The sequence below is a fragment of the Fulvimarina pelagi HTCC2506 genome (assembly GCF_000153705.1).
GTDB lineage: Bacteria > Pseudomonadota > Alphaproteobacteria > Rhizobiales > Rhizobiaceae > Fulvimarina > Fulvimarina pelagi.
The window spans coordinates 112,037-129,524 of sequence record NZ_DS022272.1 but is presented as its reverse complement, the minus strand read 5'-3'; the positions used below and the strand labels follow the sequence as shown (position 1 = coordinate 129,524).

Genomic DNA, 17,488 nt, shown 5'->3' with positions numbered 1-17,488 from the left:
GCGGATGTCAGTCAAAATCTCGGTCATTGCAATCTCAATGGCAACTGCATTTTGCTTCCATACGGTACCAGCGTCAGCGCAAGCGACTGCCATAGTCAGCGGATGCATGAGCCCTCCCAATGCTGGTATTTTTACGCCGTGCCAAAAATCAGGATACAAGTTGCAAGACTCGACTGGTGGACTTTTCGAGACAGTCGAGCTTGCTATCCAAGCTGGTATAGCGGAGCGCGTGGCGATCCTTAGACAGAGTACACTTGAAAAATTGGACGCGCAGAACGCGGAAATTAGCGCGTTGAGGAATGAGATTGTGGTTCTGCGAGGTTCCTTATCGGATCTCTACGAATCTGAAATGGCGGTAATCAGGACTCAATTACTGGAGAAAATAGCCCGTCTACCGATCGAACTTGTATCCGACGAAGAAGCTTACCGCGTACTTAAGGAAAGACTGATTTCTGATTTAGGTGAGGTACTATCAAAGCGCTAACGTCCAACCATTCAATTTTGTCCCTCTTCGATGTTCTCTTCCGCCTGCTGGCTTAACTGCTGCATTACCTTTTCTACCAAAACTTGAGAGGCTACCGGGTCGGACGCTATAAGACTAGGTAGGGACGAGATCTTCTCTAAAATTTGTTTTCTAAAGTCGTCTCGGTCTACTTTTTGCTGATCGGCTAAGTAATTTCGAAGCAACAGTAACTCATTATTTATAGAATCAAGCTTCTGCAGATGCTGGTTGGCAATCTGGTTGCTGACAGATAGGGATTCAATGATTGTTTGTTGGATGCGGATCGTTGCTGCCATTTGTTGACAATTCTTTATTTGCTCGTAATTACCTCTGCACGGAGACGTAGCACTCTGCGCATGCGTCAGATCGGGATAAGTGAGAGCGAGCGCTACCACGCTTAGTAGGACCCTGGTCATTTCGAACTCCACGAATAAGCGGCATAAATAGTCAATGCGCGCAGGAGGCAATCTATACCGACTCTTCGACGTTGATACATCGTCAATGCGAACTTGTCGGTCAATTTCCGCCCGCGCCTAGAATGCACATGTGGAACCAGTCCACGCGTTTACGTCCGACCGCCGGTAGACCACCTGCCTGACCGGAACGTCCTCCGGGAACTTCGCGATGCCAGCCGCAGCGATCTCCTTCCAGAGCTTCGCCTTCTCCGTGTTCATCTCGTCCGCGAGCGCGGTCAGCGTCACGAATTGCGTCCGTAACGCGTCGAGGTCCGCTGTGCGGAAAGCTGAGACCTTGCGACCGTTGTGCGGATTGACCGCTTCGGGCCTTGCGAGGATGCCGGTGGCCACGAAGTGGTTCAACACCGTCTTGTGAAAGCCGCTGTAGGCCATGGCCTCGACCAGCGAGAGCCCGCCGTCTTCCGCCTTGGCCGTCAGGCGCCGCATCTCCTCGCGGTCAAAGACGAGGCCGCGCAGGTCCTTCGACCCGCGCAGCAGACCGCGCCAGCCGACCCGCCCGCTCTCGACCATCGCGACTAGATCGGCGAAGCGGACGTGGAAATGCCGGAGGCAGCCCTCGAGCGTGATGCGATCGTCCGTCATGCGGTCGACGGCCTCGGCGCCGGCGAGAAGTCTCTTCTTCAGGGCAAGGACGTCGCGCCGGTCGAAGGCACCGTCGGGAATGCGTCCGTCGGGACACGCCATCCGCGTCAGGCACGTCAATTCCACTGCGGTTCGCGTCTGCGATTCCGGAAGGCCGAAGATCCGCGCGATCTCTGCGGCCGGAACGAGATTGCGAAGGTTCTTGATCAGCGTATCGACAGGCCCGGCAGGCAGCAGGATCCGCTCTGGCGCGAGCGTGGACGCATTGGCAGGCAGAAGGCTCGCCTCATGAAGGATCTCTGTCATCCGCTTCGCTGTCAGACCGGCGTCCGAGGACGCGGACCGGAGGGAATGATACCTGCGCATCACGACTTCCGTTCCCAGGAACGTCGATCCGGCGGCCAGTGGGAGACGGTCGAGCGATGCCTCGACGATCATCGCGCGGATGCGGACGTATTCCGGATCCGGTGTCCGTTCGAGCGTGTCGGCCAGGTCGCCGAAGATCGACCGCGACGCCGGCCAGCCGGCTCCGGTCTCTTTGGTCCGTGATCGTTCGATCCGATCGGTGATCCACTTCGCGAAGGCTTTCTCGCCGTCCGAAAGGATCTCGAACCCGCGATCGGCGACGGCCCCCATGTCATCGAGGATGTCGTTCTTCCGGAAGCGGATCATGCCTGGCGCGAGATCGGCGGTACCGACGCACTCAAACATGCGGGCGGCCGCATACCAGGCGAGGCCGTCGACGAACGCGCCGGCTGTCACCGTCTCGCCTCTCAGTCTGCCGGCGAGGTAGGCCTGCCGACGCGTGAATACTGCCGGCTGCGCTTTGCGGGGAACGAGACCGGTGGAGCGGCACCAGTCGAGTGCGCCGGTGAAGTCGCCCGTCTGAAAGCGAGGCGGTATACGGTGTTCCTCAAGCCGGGCATCGTGCGTGCCGCAGGCCGTGATCGCCCGGAAACGCCATTCGAGGCGCTGCCACGGGCGTTCGATCTCCTCGAGGACCTCGCAGGAACGAAGGTCTTCGGCGATGCAGGCCGGACAGAAGGCGATCGTCGTGCTGCGGATGCCCTGCATCGTGACGATCTCGTCGCCGAACCGCATGCGACCGTCGCGCAGGAAGCGCCCCGCCATCGACTCGAGCCGGGGCAGTGCCACTCCGCTGAGGCGCGAGAGGCCCTTCAGATCGTCAAGGCGACCGGCCCGGAGCCGGTGCGGATCCATGCCGAAGAAGCCGGCGAAGCCCCAGATCGAATCGAAGCCGTTCGCGCGGGCGAGCCGCGACGCGTAGGCGACGGGGGTCTCGCTAGCGCCGATCGGCGGACGGACGGGAAGCGTTCCTCTCATCTTCCCCTCCCGCCGACGCGCCGGGTCGGTTCGCGATCGGGAACGAGGACGTCGTCCTCTCCGAAGAACTCCTCGTCCTCGTCGGAGAGCCAGTGGCGGATGATCCGGAAGTCGGTGACCGCGGTACGGAACGAGTTGCGGTCCGCCGAGCAGCCGGTGCGCTTGCGCAGTGCCTCCTCGAAATCCCGACGCGTCAGCGACGACGACCCGGACGAGAGCGCGTTCTGGGCCGCGAGCCGGATGAATTCGAACAGGCGCCCGTATTCGAGGCCGGAAGCGAAGACAAGGCGCACGGCGACGTCGGCGCGATCATCGAGTCCGTCCGACAGGTCCGCCCGCGAAATGGCCTCGTCTATCGCATCCTGGACGAGGTCCATGTCGTGCGGGAAGAGCGTCCCGTCGGTCGTGTCGATCCGGATCGGCGGAACGTCCATCCAGATATTCCGGTGCCTGACCTGGTTGTCGGTCGCGATGATCCGCCTTGCCCGCCTCGTCCCGACGAGCAGGAACGAGACCGGCCAGTCGGGGTCCGCCGAGAAGTTCTTGAGCGTGTCGCGGGCGGTGCTCGTGACCTTCGGGCTTTCCGATCGCAGCATGTGCTGGGCCTCGTCGATGATGACGAGCGACGTCCTCGTGCGCCGCATCAGGTTGGTGACGATCCGCATCCCCGTGTTCGCGGTCAGACGCCGGTCCGTCTCCATGCCGACGGCGCGCAGGATGGCGGCGGAGAAGAGTTCCCGGTTGAACGGGCTGGGCGCGGTCACTCTGACGGCCAGCCTGAGTTCGTGTCCCTTGAACGGAAAGGGCTCCAGGATCCCGCAGATCTTCAGGGCCGTCCGGAGCATTCGCGACTTGCCCGCGCCGGGGTTGCCCGTCAGCGTGAGGAAGGATCCGTCGAGACGCTCGACGCCGCCGCCGGAGCGCCCGCGTGCGATCGCCTCCGCGCCGAGATCGCTCAGCGCCAGACGAAACTCGTCGTCCCGTTCGAGGCAGAAGTAGGTCTGCTTCAGCTTCGCGAGCTTCCCGGCATAGGAGGCCCGGCCGGGTACGAGGGCGCTCATGCGCCGCTCGAACTCGGTCAGCGCGGCCTCGTCGATCTCGGCCTCGCCCGTGTCGTCGGTGTCGTGATTCTCGATGACGGCGGCCATCTCAACTCTCCAGTCTGTGACGTCGGACGCGATCACCCGTCGTTCCGGTCGGTTCGGTTCGGGTCTCGGCCGGCTTCGCGTCGGCCGGCGGCGTTTCCGGCTCGGGCGTGCGGGTCGGTGTCGACGCGACCGGTCGTCCGGTCTCGCGCGGCGACGCGGACGCGCTCTTGCGGCGGCGCCTCTTCGGCGTCCGGGTCGGCTCCGTGCCGTTGATCTCGGGTTCGAGTTCCTCCTGACCGACCGGCTCCTCCGGGAGTTCCTCCAGTCCCTTGCCGTAGAGCGCGTCGTCCATATCGAGTCGCGGGGCGTTCGCCCGGATCGGCATCCCGTCGAGCAGATCGACGAAGGTCGACGGATCCGATATGTCCGGCGACGGAACCCGGTATTCGGCCATGGCCGTGAACATCTTTTCCGCCCGGCCCTTTGCCGCCGCGATTCGTGCGTCCATCTTCTTGTGATCGAAGAGGCCCGCACGCCGTCGCGACAGGAGCGCGGTCCGATCGAGATCGGCCAGCGCCTCGTCCATGATCGTCCGGCTCTCGGCGGGATCGGTGACGCCCTCGAAGGCCGGAAGACCTCTCGAGACCAGATCGCCGATCTCGCGGAAGTGCCTGTCGAAGTCGAGGCCGCGATAGTGCTTCGCGTCGGCCTCGACGGCGGTCCAGTGTCCGCGCTCGATCCGCACGACCGCCCGGCCGAGGTTGCCCTCGTCGATGAAGACGTCGACCTCGAGGTTCTTGTTCTTCTCCCACGCGTCCATGAGTTCGGCCGAGCGATAGAAGCAGCCGTGGACGCGCACGCCCCTGGCCGAGACGGAACGATGGAACGCCGTGCCGAACGCACGGCACATGGCGTCGGCCCCGGGCGCCGGACGCACGCCGTCGCCGATCAGGCGGTTCCACGCCTGCGAGGGCGACAGACCGCCCAGGGCGGCCATCGGCGTGCGGTGGTAGACGTCGCAGATGAAGCGGATCATCGCACGCTCCAGTTCCTCGACCGTCAGCGTGGCGAACTTCTCGGAGTCGTAGTCGCCCTTCTCCTCGATGCCCGAGAAGGTCCGGCCGTCGTAGCGGGCGATGAGGCGCGTCTCGAGCGTCCCGAAGAACCGCTCGATCGTTCCGCGGAAGTTCGGGTGCTTGCCCGGCGGGCGGCCGCGATCGATCCCGAGCGAGCGCAGGGCCCACTCGAACCTCTTAGACTTGAAGCCGGAGCCGGCGTCGGTGACGACCTCGACGGGCCTGCCGCGGCAGGGCCAAGGAGTCTTCGCGCCGACGGCCAGCCGCAGCGGTTCCTTGTCCTCCATGATCCAGCGCAGGCAGGACAGCGCCGTGGTCGCGGACGGCATCTGGTTCGAGAGCGAGACGCCGACGATGCAGCGGGTTGCGTAGTCGATCGCGACCGTCACCCAGCACCGCATGCGCTTGACGGCTTCCTTCTCATCCTTCGACATCTTCTCGAATATCTCGGTCCGCTCCAGGACGGCCTGAAGCGAGATCTTCCACTCGTCGATCTCGACACGGTCGAGCGGACGCGTGACGACGGGCCCCTCGAAGACCGGCATGAAGTACCGGCGCGCGTAGTCGATGCCGCGACGGCCGGCGATCTTGTCGAAGTCGTCGAGCGCGGTGACGGCGCGCTCCAGCGCCTTCACGCTCGGGATATCGAGGTCGGGAAGCTTCCGGGGGCGTCTGTACATGCCGTTGTAGAGCCGGATCTGCCGTCCCATCCGCTCGTAGAGCAGAGCGACGCTCGGCCGGCTCGGGGCGCAGTAGCGCTGTGCCGTGACGTGGACGAACCGCGCGACGACGGGATCGAGGCGCGGGGCCCGGTTGCCGCATCTCCGCGTTTCCGGAAGCAGGACGACGGGGTCGCCATCCGCCTTGGCATACGCGCGGACCCATCGGCCCAACTGGCTCCACGACGGCGCGCTTCGTCCGGTCAGCGGCCGGTCGCCCGGCGCGTTTCGGTCGGTGTTTCCGCCGTCCTGCTCGCGGGCCTCCTCCTTGAACCTCTCCTCGATGATTCCGACGGCCTTCTCGAACCCGTAGGGCGCCTTCTTGGCCTGTCCGCTGACATAGAGGATCTCGAATGCCTCGACCCACCGCAGGCGGTGCATCATGATCTCGCGCTCTTCAGGATCGAGATCCTCGTAGCACGTGATGTCCCGCTCGCGCCGGCGGGCGACCTGACGCGAATAGAAGTCCTCCTCGTGGACGATCTCGCCGGACCTAAGCAGACGGTCGAACGTGTCGTGCCCGATCTCGTGCTCGCGCCTTTCCTTGACGTCGACCATAACGTGACCGCGCTCGTCGGTCCGCTTCCAGGCGTATTCCTGGCCTCCCCAGGTGATGCGGTCGCGCTCGGTCAGCCGGTACCGGATGACCGTGAAATGGCCGGGCGAGAGAAGTACGGGAAAGGACATGGGCTTGGCTCCTTCTCGTCAGCGCCGATTGGCCGCTCGAACGAGCGTGCCGTCGACGAGGAGGGTTTCGGGTTCGAGTTCGAGATGGCCGAGCATCAGGAGGCGCCCGGCGCACAGGGTCGGTTCGGCATCGATGCCGGCGGCATGGGCCGCCTCGTCGATGCGCATCGCTCCGCGCCGTCCGCGAAGGGCTTCGAGGAAAGCGCGATCGGCAGCCCGATCGGCCTCGTCCCAGGCCGATCGGATGACGAGCGCCCGCTGGACGCGCCACGGTGGACAGTGCCTCCGGTCGAGCATCTGGATCTCGCAGTCGCGCAGCCGCGGATCATGGGCTCTGACGAGCCGGACGATCGAGCGCAGGCGCTCGTACTGGCTGCTCGCCCGCGGGCGGACGGCCACAAAGACCATGACCCCGTCGAACCGCTGGTAGACGAGATCGAAGTAGTGTTCGTGCCGTACGCCGTTCTCGAACCAGTGGTAGGGGCCGGCCTGCGATCCCATCCGGGCGACGATTCCCGCCGTGTCGAGGACGAGGGCACTCGCGGCCTCGCAACGGCTGTCGTAGGTGATCTCCTCGCAGCGGAGCGTGGACAGCGAGCCGGTCATCGCGTGGTCCGATCCGCGAGCGGTGCTGCGCCCGCAGACGTGCCAGCGGATAGCCCAGGCCCGACGTTCCGCCGGCGTGTCGCGAGGGATGCGGTAGCCGTTTTATGCCCTCTCCGTCCTCCGGTGCGGCCGGCGGATCCCCGGATCATCGAGACAAGCTGGGCGGTGAGAGGCATGTCGTCCTGTATGGCTTCGTGCAGGGCGCGGTCGTCGTAATTGATCAGGGACATCTGAAGGACTTCCTAAGGTTGCAGCAATGCGCACGACGAGAGCGTTCCGGCGTCGCGGAAGGCGGCGCAGGTCGTGCGGATGCGAAGGGTCGAGCGGTCATGGACGGGCCGGCCTCAGCCGGCGCCGGTCAGGCGCGTTTCGATCGTTGTCGCGTGCAAAGGATCATGAGGGCGGACTCCATGCGGGATCTCGGACCGGTCGCGGCGTCAGCGTCGCGAGCGGGGCGGTATCGTCTTGTCGATGGGGTCGGTCTTCGCCTCGGGAAGCGTCAGGCTACGCGTACCGGGACGGACCGATCCCATTTCGTCAGGGCGCGGGCCCATTGCCCGGCACCGTGAGAAAGGAGGGAAAGGAAGGTCATCGGCAGGGTATCTCCTGGTTGCCCGCCACTCTTCGTGCGGGACCGTCGACCATAGTGCGGACGCGTTAATCCCGCGTTAGGGAATATGGCTTCCGCTCCGTGGACGCGGGCGGTGCAATTCGATCTATCCATGGTTCGCACCCAACGATTACAGTCGCTTGGACGAGCCGCCGCTATGCGGCGACAGCCCGTTTTCTTCTTCCCCTTCACCGGCCGGAAAAGCCGTATTCCTCGGCGAATGCCACAAGGGTCGCCCGGCCAAGCACCCGATGACGGATCGCCCGTCCGGCAAGATCCTCGACGGCGCCGCGATGCCTCGCGACAAGCATGACGGTTTCGGCGTAGATCCGGGCCAGGCGCTCGTGGACGACAACGCCATCGACCTCCATGCCGTGCGCGATCGTCCGGCCGAGCCCGAGGATGCTTTCGGACGCGGCGAGAAGCCCGGTCGCTCTCGCGAGGTCCGAGTCGCCGTTGCCGCCGGCACCCGCCGAGACGGATCCCAGCAGGACGTCCTCGGCAGCACGGCCCGCGAGCGCACAGGCGACCTCCTCTTCGAGTTCTCCGCGAAGGCCCTCGAATGTCGAAGCGTCGCGCGACGACCTGACCGCGCCGCCGACGTCGCCGGTCTCGATGATCGACAACGCGGTCGGGATCGTTCCGAAGATCATGCGGACGACCGCGTGTCCCGCTTCGTGGATCGCGACGCGGCTGAGGACGGCGGGCGAACGCGTCTCGGGCGGGACCGCGACCGCAATCAGGTCGTCCGCCGAGATTTGCCGGCCCGCGAGCCGCGCCCGCCGACGGGCATCCCGCGCGATCCGGACGACGTCCGCACCCGACATCGTGCCGGCGAAGAGCGTCGCGACCTGGCCGATCGCGTCGTCCGCGACGCCGGCACCGAGATGGTGCCTGAAGATACCGGCGAGCGCCTCCTCGTCGGGAAGGCCGATGAAGAAACGCCTGTCCAGCCGTCCCGCACGGACGAGCGCGGGATCGAGCATACGATCGTGGTTGCATGCGGCGAGAACGACGATGCCCTCGCGCCTTGCGACACCGTCCATGCATTCGAGCAGGCAGCCGTTGATCGCGACGAACCAGGAATCGTTCCGGTCGCTGGTTCCGCGGGCCCGGATCGCATCGATCTCGTCGATGAAGACGATCGCGGGCAGGTTCGCGGCGGCGTCCTCGAACGTGCGCCTGATGGCCTTGGTGACGTCGCCGAGATAGCCGCCGCGGCTCGACTGCCATTCGGCATACGACGTCGGCACGAAATGCGCCCCCGACGACCCGGCGATGGCGGCCGCCAGCATCGTCTTGCCCGTGCCTGGCGGCCCGACGAACAGTGCGCCCGAGTCGATGTCGCGCCATTCGAGATCACCCCGCCGGTATGCGGCGAGATCCTCGACAAGCCGACGGGCGAAATCGCCGGCGGCGCCGTAGCCGTGCAGGTCCTCGACGCGCGGCAGCGCATCGGCCGACGGCGCCGGGCGCTGCGCAGGCGTCTTCTCATCGGGCTCGTCGTCCGCGTCGTCGGCTAGAATGGCGTCCAGGATCGCGAGGCGTTCCTCGGCGTTTCTGCCTCGCGACATGGCCATGTCGAACCTGACCGGTCGGAATGCGGACAGCCGATGGTGCGGTGAAAGTCGGCCGAGGTCCTCCAGGCCGATCGCGGCTGCGAACGCGGCAGGCGGGGGCTCGGCGATCTCGACGATGTCGTCGGCGATCGCCTCGATCAGCGTCGGCGTCTCGTCGTCCGGCAGCATCATGACGAGGACTGGGCCGTCCTCCAGATGCCGCGCGATCGCGTCGACCGTCAGCGGCAGCGCACGCTGGACACTGCTGGTGTTGCGGGCGACCGCGGTGCAGTCGACATGCGTCGACCCGAGCGTCGACATCAGGATCAGCTTCGCAGCTTCGTATGCGGTCTCGAGCCACATCGCGTCGAAGCCACGGATCCCGAGCAGGACGTGCCGATCGCCCCGATTTTCGGCGGCCGCGCGGACCCGGTCGAGAAGGATGTCGTAGATCAGCCTCTGCGACGGCAGCAAGTCCGCGATCTGATCGTCGAGGTGACGGCGCTCGCGGCTGCGATGGGAGGCGTCTTCGGCTTCGGCAAGCATGTCGAGTGACATTCCACTCTCTCCTGTGCGCCTCTTGCGCAGGCGCGGTCGAATGTACCGGCTCATCGCGGTCTGACCTGTGTTTCGGGGCCGATGGGGTCGTCGCGCCACTCGATTGAGACGACCCGGCGGAGAAAGAGCGCGATCACCGCGCCGACGGGCTCGGGGCTCTCGCGCATGGCGGACGCGGCCTCGATCAGGCTGATCGGCGACATCTCGGCGAGATACGCGAGAAGGCGGACGCGATCGGACAGCGGTACCGACCAGCGGGCGTACCGCATCATGTCCCGGGCATTCGACAGCGCGGGTTCGAGGAGGATCTCGTCTTCGGGAACGGTGCGGTACGAGACGGTCCGATCGATCGGTGTCAGTCCGGTGCGGCCGGCGTCGACGAAGCGCTCGAGGCCACCGCTTTCGACGATCCGGAAGTCGGGGACGCGCTCGACGATCTCGCCGTCGGCGTCCGCGAACTCGACGATATCGGGCAAGCACGACCATTCGACGACCGCCCGATCGAGATCGAGCAGCACGCCGAGATCTCTGGCGAGCCGAGAGCGGAAGATCGGTCGACCGACGCAACGGACGGTTCCCGAAGGGCCGAAGCGGCGGACAGACGAGGCCCGGCGCCGCGCCCGTGTCAGGGGGTCGGTATTGTCGGCTTCGATATCGGAATTGTCGGAATGGGGATGATCGAGGGCAGGCATCGTCGGCTCCAGGAAACGCGGGAGTGCGTTCGCCGGACGACGGGCGGTCTGCCCTATCCGGCGCGGGTGGCGGTCGGGCGCTTGGCCACGACGACGGCATGCTTTTGTAGGGTGCGCTTGATCATGAATGAGAACATAATAAGAACTTCGGAGCCGAGTCAATTCGAGTCGGCTCGGGGGTTCGACGATGGAGATGCATGATGGTTAACGCTCCGAAGACCGAAGCAGGCCTGCCCGCGGTGCCCGACGAGGTCGTCGATGCCGCCAACTGCCAGGCCGGCGGCGATCCGCGCGAGGCGGTTCGCGGGCTGATCCTCGGGCAAACCGAGATAGAGGCTCGGCTGTCGAAGCAGATCTCGGCAGGCTACGTCCGGCGAAGGCCGTGAGCGGCCGCGCAAGGTATCGCCGTCCGCTCGGCACGTTCGACGGCCGGCAGGTCGACGGCGTGGACGCCGACATGCGGACCGCCATCAAGATCGCGCTGGACGAGCTTCCGCCGGACCTGACGGCACGGATCGCCATGAAGCGGCCGAAGATCGGATGGCAGGACTACGACGAAGCCCGGCGGTTGATCGCCGAGCATCTCGTCGTCAGGGTGCGGGAGATCGTCGAATGTCGGCGGCGCGGATATGCCGCCGACGGAGGGCACGGATGAATGGCGTGACCATTCAGGCCGCTTGCAAATTCTTAGCGTGGTTCGCGTATCCGGCGATACGACCGCGGCCGGCTCGTTTCGCGTCGTACATCGCCTCGTCGGCCTCGCGCACCAGAGAAGCCAAGTTCGACTGTCCCGCCGTACCAGACGCGATGCCGATGCTCGCTCCGATCTCCGCGCATCCGCCGTCAAAATCATAGAGCCGACTAATCCTCTTCCGGATGCTCTCCGCAGTTTCCTCTACGAACCGAGCATTTCCATCTCGAAGAACAACCACGAACTCGTCGCCACCGCATCGCGCTACAAAACCCGCGACGGATATTGAACTCGAAAGAGTATGGGCAATCTCGCGCAGCAGAGCGTCTCCAGCGTTGTGTCCGAACGTATCGTTGACGGGTTTGAAACCATCGAGGTCGATGAAGAGAATGGCGACGTCGCTTCCCTTCGGAACCGAGTCCAACGCTTCGTCCAGAGCACGGCGGTTTGGAAGACCGGTAAGGGCGTCGGTAAGAGCGCAATCCCGGAGGCACTTACGCGTTCGATAAAGTTCGAAAAACGCTCGATACTGCTGGGCCGTCGCTTTGGCAACGTAAACGATCGCCAAGACGTAGACGACCGCCATTCCAGATCTCCACGTTTCGCTGCACAGGACCGTTCCGACATAGGCAGGTATCGCGGCTCCAATACAGATCGTGTTCGCGACGTAGGGCCTCGCTGCGACGTAGACGACAATGCCAGACCCATATGTAAGGACCATCGTCATTGCTAGGACGAACGCCGCATCTTGAGGGTCGAAGGCGGCATATGCCGCAATCAAGCCGAGTAACAGCGAGTATGGCAGCCCGAACAGGAGATACCTAAGCTGCCAGCGCTCCGAGGCCGCGCGATCGGCGGGACCGTGGGGGCAGTCGACCGCGTAGCGTAACGCGTTGTAAATCTTCAGGATCACCGCTGCATAGCCGAGACCCACCAGGAGCAAGTAGTTTTTGTCTCCCGTCAGGTAGAATGCGGCGCCTATGAAGATCGTGAGAAAGAATGGTGACATGATCACGGAAGGCAGACTACCGTGCATGTAATGCACCATTTCGCGGAGTATGTCGGCGTCGACATTCCTGCCGGCAGCTTTCTCGTACCAAGTCCGCATCGCTTAGGATCCCCGTTCGCTCACCAGAGATCGCACTGCGTTCTTTCTTTCTCTTTAATTCTGTCCCTTAAAAAAGGTGTGACCGATGAATTCAGCCAGCAGATTTCGACAGCTTGAAATATAATAATACTTGCTTAGCGAAAAGCTTCAGCCAATTATTAGAGCGCCGTATTTGGCACTTCATTCGATACAAGCTGACAAAACGGGGCATTAAGACTATCCGGGTGCTTCCACTGTCGACCGCCTCGCTCATATCACAGCGAGTTGCTTGAAAATCGGGATGACCTCCGGGCGTATCGTATAGCGGACGCTACCGTCGCCGCGCTCCTTCTGGATCAGGACGGAAGACTGATCCTCGTGGTCTTCGACGAAGCGCGCGAAACAGCCGTATCGTTCGTAGACGAGATGCCCAATGGTTAAGGAGAGATCGCCCTTACCGTAAGCCTTAAGGGCATCTGCGTAGGATCCGCCAGGATTTGCGGCGATCCACGCGAGAATGCGCCGCTCGTCGCGTGAAGCCTCCTTGAACTGGGAAAACGCGTACCGCGTCGCCGAAGGTAGGTCGAAAAGCTCGACGGCAGCCTCCGCCGCGATCATTTTCCTTGCGGTATCGCCGTCGTACTCGATCGGCCTTTTCGAAAGTTCGGCGTCGCATGCCGCGACCAAATCGTTCAGCCCCTTCTGCCTGCCTCGATCGCGCATCGCCTTGACCGTTTTCGTCGATTGGGACGGCAAGCGGTCGATCGCATCGGCAACCGCGGCGGCGGAGAATGGGTCCTTCATGAATCTGCTTTCGAGGCTGGTTACGTTGCCCTGCATCGTGGCATGCGAGCGTTTCGACCGCGTTGATGGAAACGACGCAATTCGCGTTTAACCCTGTCGCCTCGTTCGATAGGCCGAGTGGGTTCGCGAGGATCCGCTTACCGCAGAGGAGATATCAGCGGCAGGCGTGAATGTGGCTGTGGAGCCAGAGCGCGGGCTGCCAGTGGTCGATCTCGTACTTGAGGTTGGATGCGTAACATTGGTTCAGTGGTCGGAGAGCGTCCTGGAGAACCCCGGATCCGGCGGAACGTCGCGATCGCCGACCGCGTTTGTCCTTCGAACGCCCGATATGCGGGCAGAAAGGATGTCCAGCCATGGTCGACAAGCACGAAGTCAAAGGCGCGACGAAGGAAGCGGCAGGCAAGGCCCGCGAGGCCGCCGGCGACACGATCGACAACCGCGAGATGAAAGCCAAGGGCAAGGCCCAGGCGACTGAAGGCAAGACCGAGAAGAACGCCGGTAAGATCAAGGATGCCGTCAAGGATCAGACAGCCTGACCTAGCGTTCGTATGTGATGATCTTCGAAGGGCTCGTCTCAAAGACGGGCCCTTTTCTCGTTAGGGACGGACCATGAATCAGCATCATAATTCTTGGGATGCCCGGCGATGACGCACGTCCCTATCGCCTAGATCCGTCGGTGTTTTCTAGTGCGTTCCCGAACCGTTTTCGGCTGCGCAGGCAGACTGTTAGCCGAGGTTGTAGACACACGTTCATTTGGGTAACAGGTGTCCGCAAGGCGTGCAGGAGCGAGAATCATATGTACCAGACTGGCGGGACGATCAAAGATACGTTGGAGAGCATACGTGACAAGCGGTTCGCGCTACCTGCCATTCAACGGGAATTTGTCTGGCGGCCGGATCAGATCTGCCGCCTGTTCGACAGCATCATGCAGGGATATCCGTTCGGCACGTTCCTCTATTGGCGCGTCGAGCAGGAAAGCGCGGACGAATATCAATTCTACCAGTTCATGCGGGACTACCACGAGAAGGATCACGCACATTGCGACCGGCTCGAGGATCGCCCCGCGGGTCCGCTGACCGCGGTTCTCGATGGTCAGCAGCGTCTCACCGCGCTGAACATCGGCATTCGCGGATCGATGGCGCTCAAACTGCCGGGTAAGTGGTGGACCAACAGTTCCGCCTTCCCGAAGCGGAAGCTCTACCTGAACCTCCTTTCCGGAGCCGAAGTCGACGAGGCGGGAGCGCGGTACGATTTCGCGTTCAGGATCGAGGAGGACGATACCAAGGATACGGGCGGCGCCTGTTGGTTTCGAGTGGGAAAGATACTCGAGATGAAGAGCGGGCCCGAGATGCTCAAGTGGCTGAACGGACGCGTTCCGCCCGAAAACCTGAACGACGCCTTCGAGACTCTCGATCGCCTTCATCGGGTTGTCCATTCCGACAAACTCGTCGCCTTCTACGAAGAGAAGAGCCAGGAACTCGACCGGGTCCTGAACATCTTCATCCGTCTCAACAGCGGCGGCACCGTGCTGTCCTATTCCGACCTTCTTCTCTCGATCGCGACCGCGCAATGGAGCAGGTACGATGCCCGCGAGGAGATCCATTCTCTCGTCGACGAGATCAACCAGATCGGGGACGGCTTCGCGTTCTCCAAGGACGTCGTCCTGAAGGCAGGGCTCATGCTTTGCGACAAGAACGTCGGATTCAAGGTCGAGAACTTCAACAAGGCCAACATGAACGCTCTCGAGAACGGGTGGAAGGAGATTCGAAACTCACTCGTCCTTACCGTCCGCCTCCTTTCGACCTTCGGCCTGTCCGCGGCTTCACTTCGTGCCGACAGTGCTATCCTCCCGATCGCGTACTACCTCCATCGCGCAGGACACGGCGAACCGTACCTAACGAGCGCGAAGTTCGCGGAAGATCGCGACGCGGTCAGAGAGTGGTTGGTCCGAAGCCTTCTCAAATCGTCCGGCATATGGGGCAGCGGATTGGACACGCTCCTCGTCGCGCTGCGTTCCATCATCGCCGACCATGGACGAGAGCGCTTCCCCGACAAGCACATCTACACGGACATGCGCCGAAGGGGTAAATCCCTGTCGTTCTCGCAAGACGAGATCGATGAGCTTTCGATCATGCCCTTCGGCGACAAACGGGTCTTCCCGCTGCTATCCCTCATTTTTCCGTTCGTGCAGACCGGCAACATCACGCATGTCGACCACGTCTTCCCGCGCGCCGAATTTCACAAAAGAAAGCTCGAGAAAGCTGGGCTCGATGCCGAGACCGTCGAAGCCTATCAGCGGGAGTTCGAACTGCTCCCGAACCTCCAGCTTCTGCTCGGGTCGATCAACAACGAAAAGCGGGCGAAGATGCCGAGTGTCTGGATGGAGGGGCAGTACCCGTCTTCCGAACAACGCAGTAGCTATCGTAATGCGCATCTACTCGGAGACGTGCCTTCGACGATTGTTGGGTTCGGCGACTTCTTCGCCAATCGTCGCGCAGCCTTGTCTAGCCGAATTGCGAGCGTCCTGAAGGTCGATGCGAGTTGACACGAATCACCGAAACGAAGAGCGGAACTGTCGACGCTTGGAAGGGAAGTCGAGTCTGATGGACATCGAACAGAAGATTGAGCATGCGGAGAAAGCCTGGTCTGAGATCGACCCAGAGAACGGCGCGACCGTACCGGATCATGCGTGGGGCTTCAGCAGTTACGGCGACGCCCCTGGGGGAATTGGCGGTGGATTCGTAGCGTTCGTCTGGAAGGCCACCCGTGATGAAGTTTTGAATTTCATCCGTGACGTGCTCCCCTATTCGCCCCCCGGCCGGTCCGACAAGGATTGGGAGGCGGTCGCTAAAGAGACCGAAGAGATAGTCGAGGAAATGAGGGCCGGCGCCGTCTCGGACGACGAAGGCGTCAATCGCCTTAACGCGGCCCTCGTCACGTTTTCACAGATCGAATTCTTCGGCCGCTTCGGCGACCTTATGAGTGGGGACGATCAATACCCGCAGAAGATCCGGGCCGAGTACCTGAACGAGGTTGCGAGCATGGAGGGTTCTTCGAATGATTACGATGAAAGTGGCGCCAAGCCCATTCCGCCGCTTCCCGAGGAGAGCCGTGCCCATTTCGTTGAATGGCTGACGATGTATGGCGTCTGACGGATGCCGACGGGGACTTTCCCTCACCGAGGTCTGTGTAGTCAGACTTCGGTGACGAAGTTCGCGTCGAAGCCGGATCGCTCATCCGCACGACCGAGCGGGTTCGCGATGATCCGCGTTGCGCCGATGCGATAGTCAGAAGCAGCATGAATGTGGCCATGGACCCATAGCGCCGGGCACCAGGACGCGATCTCCGATTCGAGGTCGCTCGCATAGCAATGGTTCAGCCTGTCGTCCGGGATCGACAACGATCGCGGGCTGGGCGCGTGGTGCGTAACGACGATTGTCCGAGCAGGGTCGTCGCCGTCAGCGAACGCTTCACCTAGGAAGCGCATGGACGCCCGGTGCCAATCGAGGGTCTCGTTAGGCGTAATCCGCCGCGAGCGTCGCGTCGACGAATTGCGATGGATGAAACGAAAATCGTTCATCCATCGGTTCGCTTCAGCGAAGGCGTGCCGCCTGCTGGCGTGCTGCCGTGACCGAAGGTCCGTCCACAGAGTCGACCCGAGGATCCGGATGTCGCCGAAATGTGCGACGTCATCGGACAGAAGCGTGACGCCGAGACGTGCCGCAAGATCCCGGCCGGCGGCAAGCTCGTTCTCGAACGTGAAGCCGAAGGGTCCGCCGCTCCTGTAGAAATCATGGTTTCCGGGTACGTAGATCGTTGGCGTGCCCGCGAAGCGCTCGCCGAGCCAAGCGATCGATGACGTCAGGCGGCCCGCACAGTCGCCGGCGACGATCGCGACGTCGAACGGCGCGGTGATCTCAGCCGCAGGGTCGAACAGACGGCCGCCGTCGTTCTGGTGGAGATCGGACAGGATGAGAAAGCGCGTCGGGCTCATGACGCATGACCTCGGAAGCGGCCGGACAGGGCGTCCGGCGAGAAAAGATCGGCCCGGTCTGCGGGCGCGTAACGACGATCGCTACCGGCGTTCCAGCCGGTGCGGCTCCTTCTTCGTCACAATCTTTCTCAATGCGTAGGTCATGCCGATTTTGATAGTATTTCGTTTACCTGTGGCTGCGCTGCATGAGAGGTATAACACAACCGCCAGCGAATCAGATAAACGGCTATCTGGATGTCTGCAAGTTGCAAGTAGCTGGGTACCTTATGGCGAAACGAGCGGGGTCAGATCAAGGAGGACGCACCGACGGACGAGAGTCGATGCTCATTTACCTGGATGCGGACGTGAAAATTGCCTTGAAGAAGATGGCGCTCGATCGACGCTGCCACGCCTACGAAATCGTAGAGGAATTG

17 protein-coding genes are annotated in these 17,488 nt (G+C 62.8%); 6 read left to right on the top strand and 11 right to left on the bottom strand.

Annotation, left to right across the window (positions count from 1 at the left end; all coding sequences use genetic code 11):
- Positions 1–4: 4 nt before the first annotated feature.
- Entirely contained in the window at positions 5–484 is a 480-nt protein-coding gene (locus FP2506_RS00575) for a hypothetical protein (RefSeq protein ID WP_007065383.1), read from the top strand.
- Between the two features lie 11 nt (positions 485–495).
- Here FP2506_RS00575 and FP2506_RS18615 read toward each other — a convergent pair whose 3' ends face one another.
- The 8 genes from FP2506_RS18615 to FP2506_RS00535 all read right to left on the bottom strand — a co-directional run bounded on the left by FP2506_RS18615 (position 496) and on the right by FP2506_RS00535 (position 10,499).
- Entirely contained in the window at positions 496–798 is a 303-nt protein-coding gene (locus FP2506_RS18615) for a hypothetical protein (protein WP_148227420.1), read from the bottom strand.
- A 237-nt stretch (positions 799–1,035) separates the two neighbouring features.
- The gene (locus FP2506_RS00565) at positions 1,036–2,904 is read right to left on the bottom strand and encodes a TniQ family protein (RefSeq protein ID WP_007065381.1); all 1,869 of its coding nucleotides are present in this window, start codon (positions 2,902–2,904) and stop codon (positions 1,036–1,038) included.
- Positions 2,901–4,052 carry an ATP-binding protein gene (locus FP2506_RS00560; protein WP_007065380.1) on the bottom strand — a complete coding sequence of 384 codons (1,152 nt, stop codon included), beginning with the start codon at positions 4,050–4,052 and terminating at the stop codon, positions 2,901–2,903. The genes FP2506_RS00565 and FP2506_RS00560 overlap by 4 nt, the downstream gene beginning before the upstream one ends.
- Position 4,053: 1 nt before the next feature.
- Positions 4,054–6,474, bottom strand: coding sequence for a DDE-type integrase/transposase/recombinase (locus FP2506_RS00555; RefSeq protein ID WP_007065379.1), 2,421 nt, complete (start codon positions 6,472–6,474; stop codon positions 4,054–4,056).
- An 18-nt stretch (positions 6,475–6,492) separates the two neighbouring features.
- Positions 6,493–7,080, bottom strand: a complete 588-nt coding sequence (locus tag FP2506_RS00550; protein ID WP_007065378.1) for a nuclear hormone receptor DNA binding domain-containing protein — start codon at positions 7,078–7,080, stop codon at positions 6,493–6,495.
- Positions 7,077–7,310, bottom strand: coding sequence for a hypothetical protein (locus FP2506_RS18610; RefSeq protein ID WP_148227419.1), 234 nt, complete (start codon positions 7,308–7,310; stop codon positions 7,077–7,079). The genes FP2506_RS00550 and FP2506_RS18610 overlap by 4 nt, the downstream gene beginning before the upstream one ends.
- Positions 7,311–7,878: 568 nt before the next feature.
- On the bottom strand, positions 7,879–9,807 hold the full coding sequence (locus FP2506_RS00540) for an AAA family ATPase (RefSeq protein ID WP_007065377.1): 1,929 nt from the start codon (positions 9,805–9,807) through the stop codon (positions 7,879–7,881).
- Between the two features lie 50 nt (positions 9,808–9,857).
- A complete protein-coding gene (locus FP2506_RS00535; protein ID WP_007065376.1) occupies positions 9,858–10,499 on the bottom strand; it encodes a hypothetical protein in 642 nt (213 codons plus the stop codon).
- Positions 10,500–10,696: 197 nt separating this feature from the next.
- On the opposite strand from FP2506_RS00535, the gene FP2506_RS00530 reads away from it, so the two are divergent.
- Both FP2506_RS00530 and FP2506_RS00525 read left to right on the top strand, forming a co-directional pair.
- On the top strand, positions 10,697–10,885 hold the full coding sequence (locus FP2506_RS00530; protein WP_007065374.1) for a hypothetical protein: 189 nt from the start codon (positions 10,697–10,699) through the stop codon (positions 10,883–10,885).
- Positions 10,882–11,154, top strand: coding sequence for a hypothetical protein (locus tag FP2506_RS00525; protein ID WP_007065373.1), 273 nt, complete (start codon positions 10,882–10,884; stop codon positions 11,152–11,154). The genes FP2506_RS00530 and FP2506_RS00525 overlap by 4 nt, the downstream gene beginning before the upstream one ends.
- A gap of 13 nt (positions 11,155–11,167) precedes the next feature.
- Here the strand turns inward: FP2506_RS00525 and FP2506_RS00520 are convergent, their stop codons facing one another.
- Both FP2506_RS00520 and FP2506_RS00515 read right to left on the bottom strand, forming a co-directional pair.
- The gene (locus tag FP2506_RS00520) at positions 11,168–12,298 is read right to left on the bottom strand and encodes a GGDEF domain-containing protein (RefSeq protein ID WP_007065372.1); all 1,131 of its coding nucleotides are present in this window, start codon (positions 12,296–12,298) and stop codon (positions 11,168–11,170) included.
- A gap of 249 nt (positions 12,299–12,547) precedes the next feature.
- Positions 12,548–13,081, bottom strand: coding sequence for a hypothetical protein (locus FP2506_RS00515; RefSeq protein WP_148227418.1), 534 nt, complete (start codon positions 13,079–13,081; stop codon positions 12,548–12,550).
- 353 nt (positions 13,082–13,434) lie between these two features.
- On the opposite strand from FP2506_RS00515, the gene FP2506_RS00510 reads away from it, so the two are divergent.
- The 3 genes from FP2506_RS00510 (at position 13,435) to FP2506_RS00500 (ending at position 16,233) form a co-directional block, all read left to right on the top strand.
- A complete protein-coding gene (locus FP2506_RS00510; protein ID WP_007065370.1) occupies positions 13,435–13,617 on the top strand; it encodes a CsbD family protein in 183 nt (60 codons plus the stop codon).
- A gap of 260 nt (positions 13,618–13,877) precedes the next feature.
- Positions 13,878–15,626, top strand: a complete 1,749-nt coding sequence (locus FP2506_RS00505) for a DUF262 domain-containing protein (RefSeq protein ID WP_007065369.1) — start codon at positions 13,878–13,880, stop codon at positions 15,624–15,626.
- Positions 15,627–15,684: 58 nt separating this feature from the next.
- Entirely contained in the window at positions 15,685–16,233 is a 549-nt protein-coding gene (locus FP2506_RS00500) for a hypothetical protein (protein ID WP_007065368.1), read from the top strand.
- Positions 16,234–16,274: 41 nt separating this feature from the next.
- Here FP2506_RS00500 and FP2506_RS00495 read toward each other — a convergent pair whose 3' ends face one another.
- Entirely contained in the window at positions 16,275–17,075 is an 801-nt protein-coding gene (locus tag FP2506_RS00495) for a metallophosphoesterase (protein WP_007065367.1), read from the bottom strand.
- Positions 17,076–17,488 lie beyond the last annotated feature (413 nt).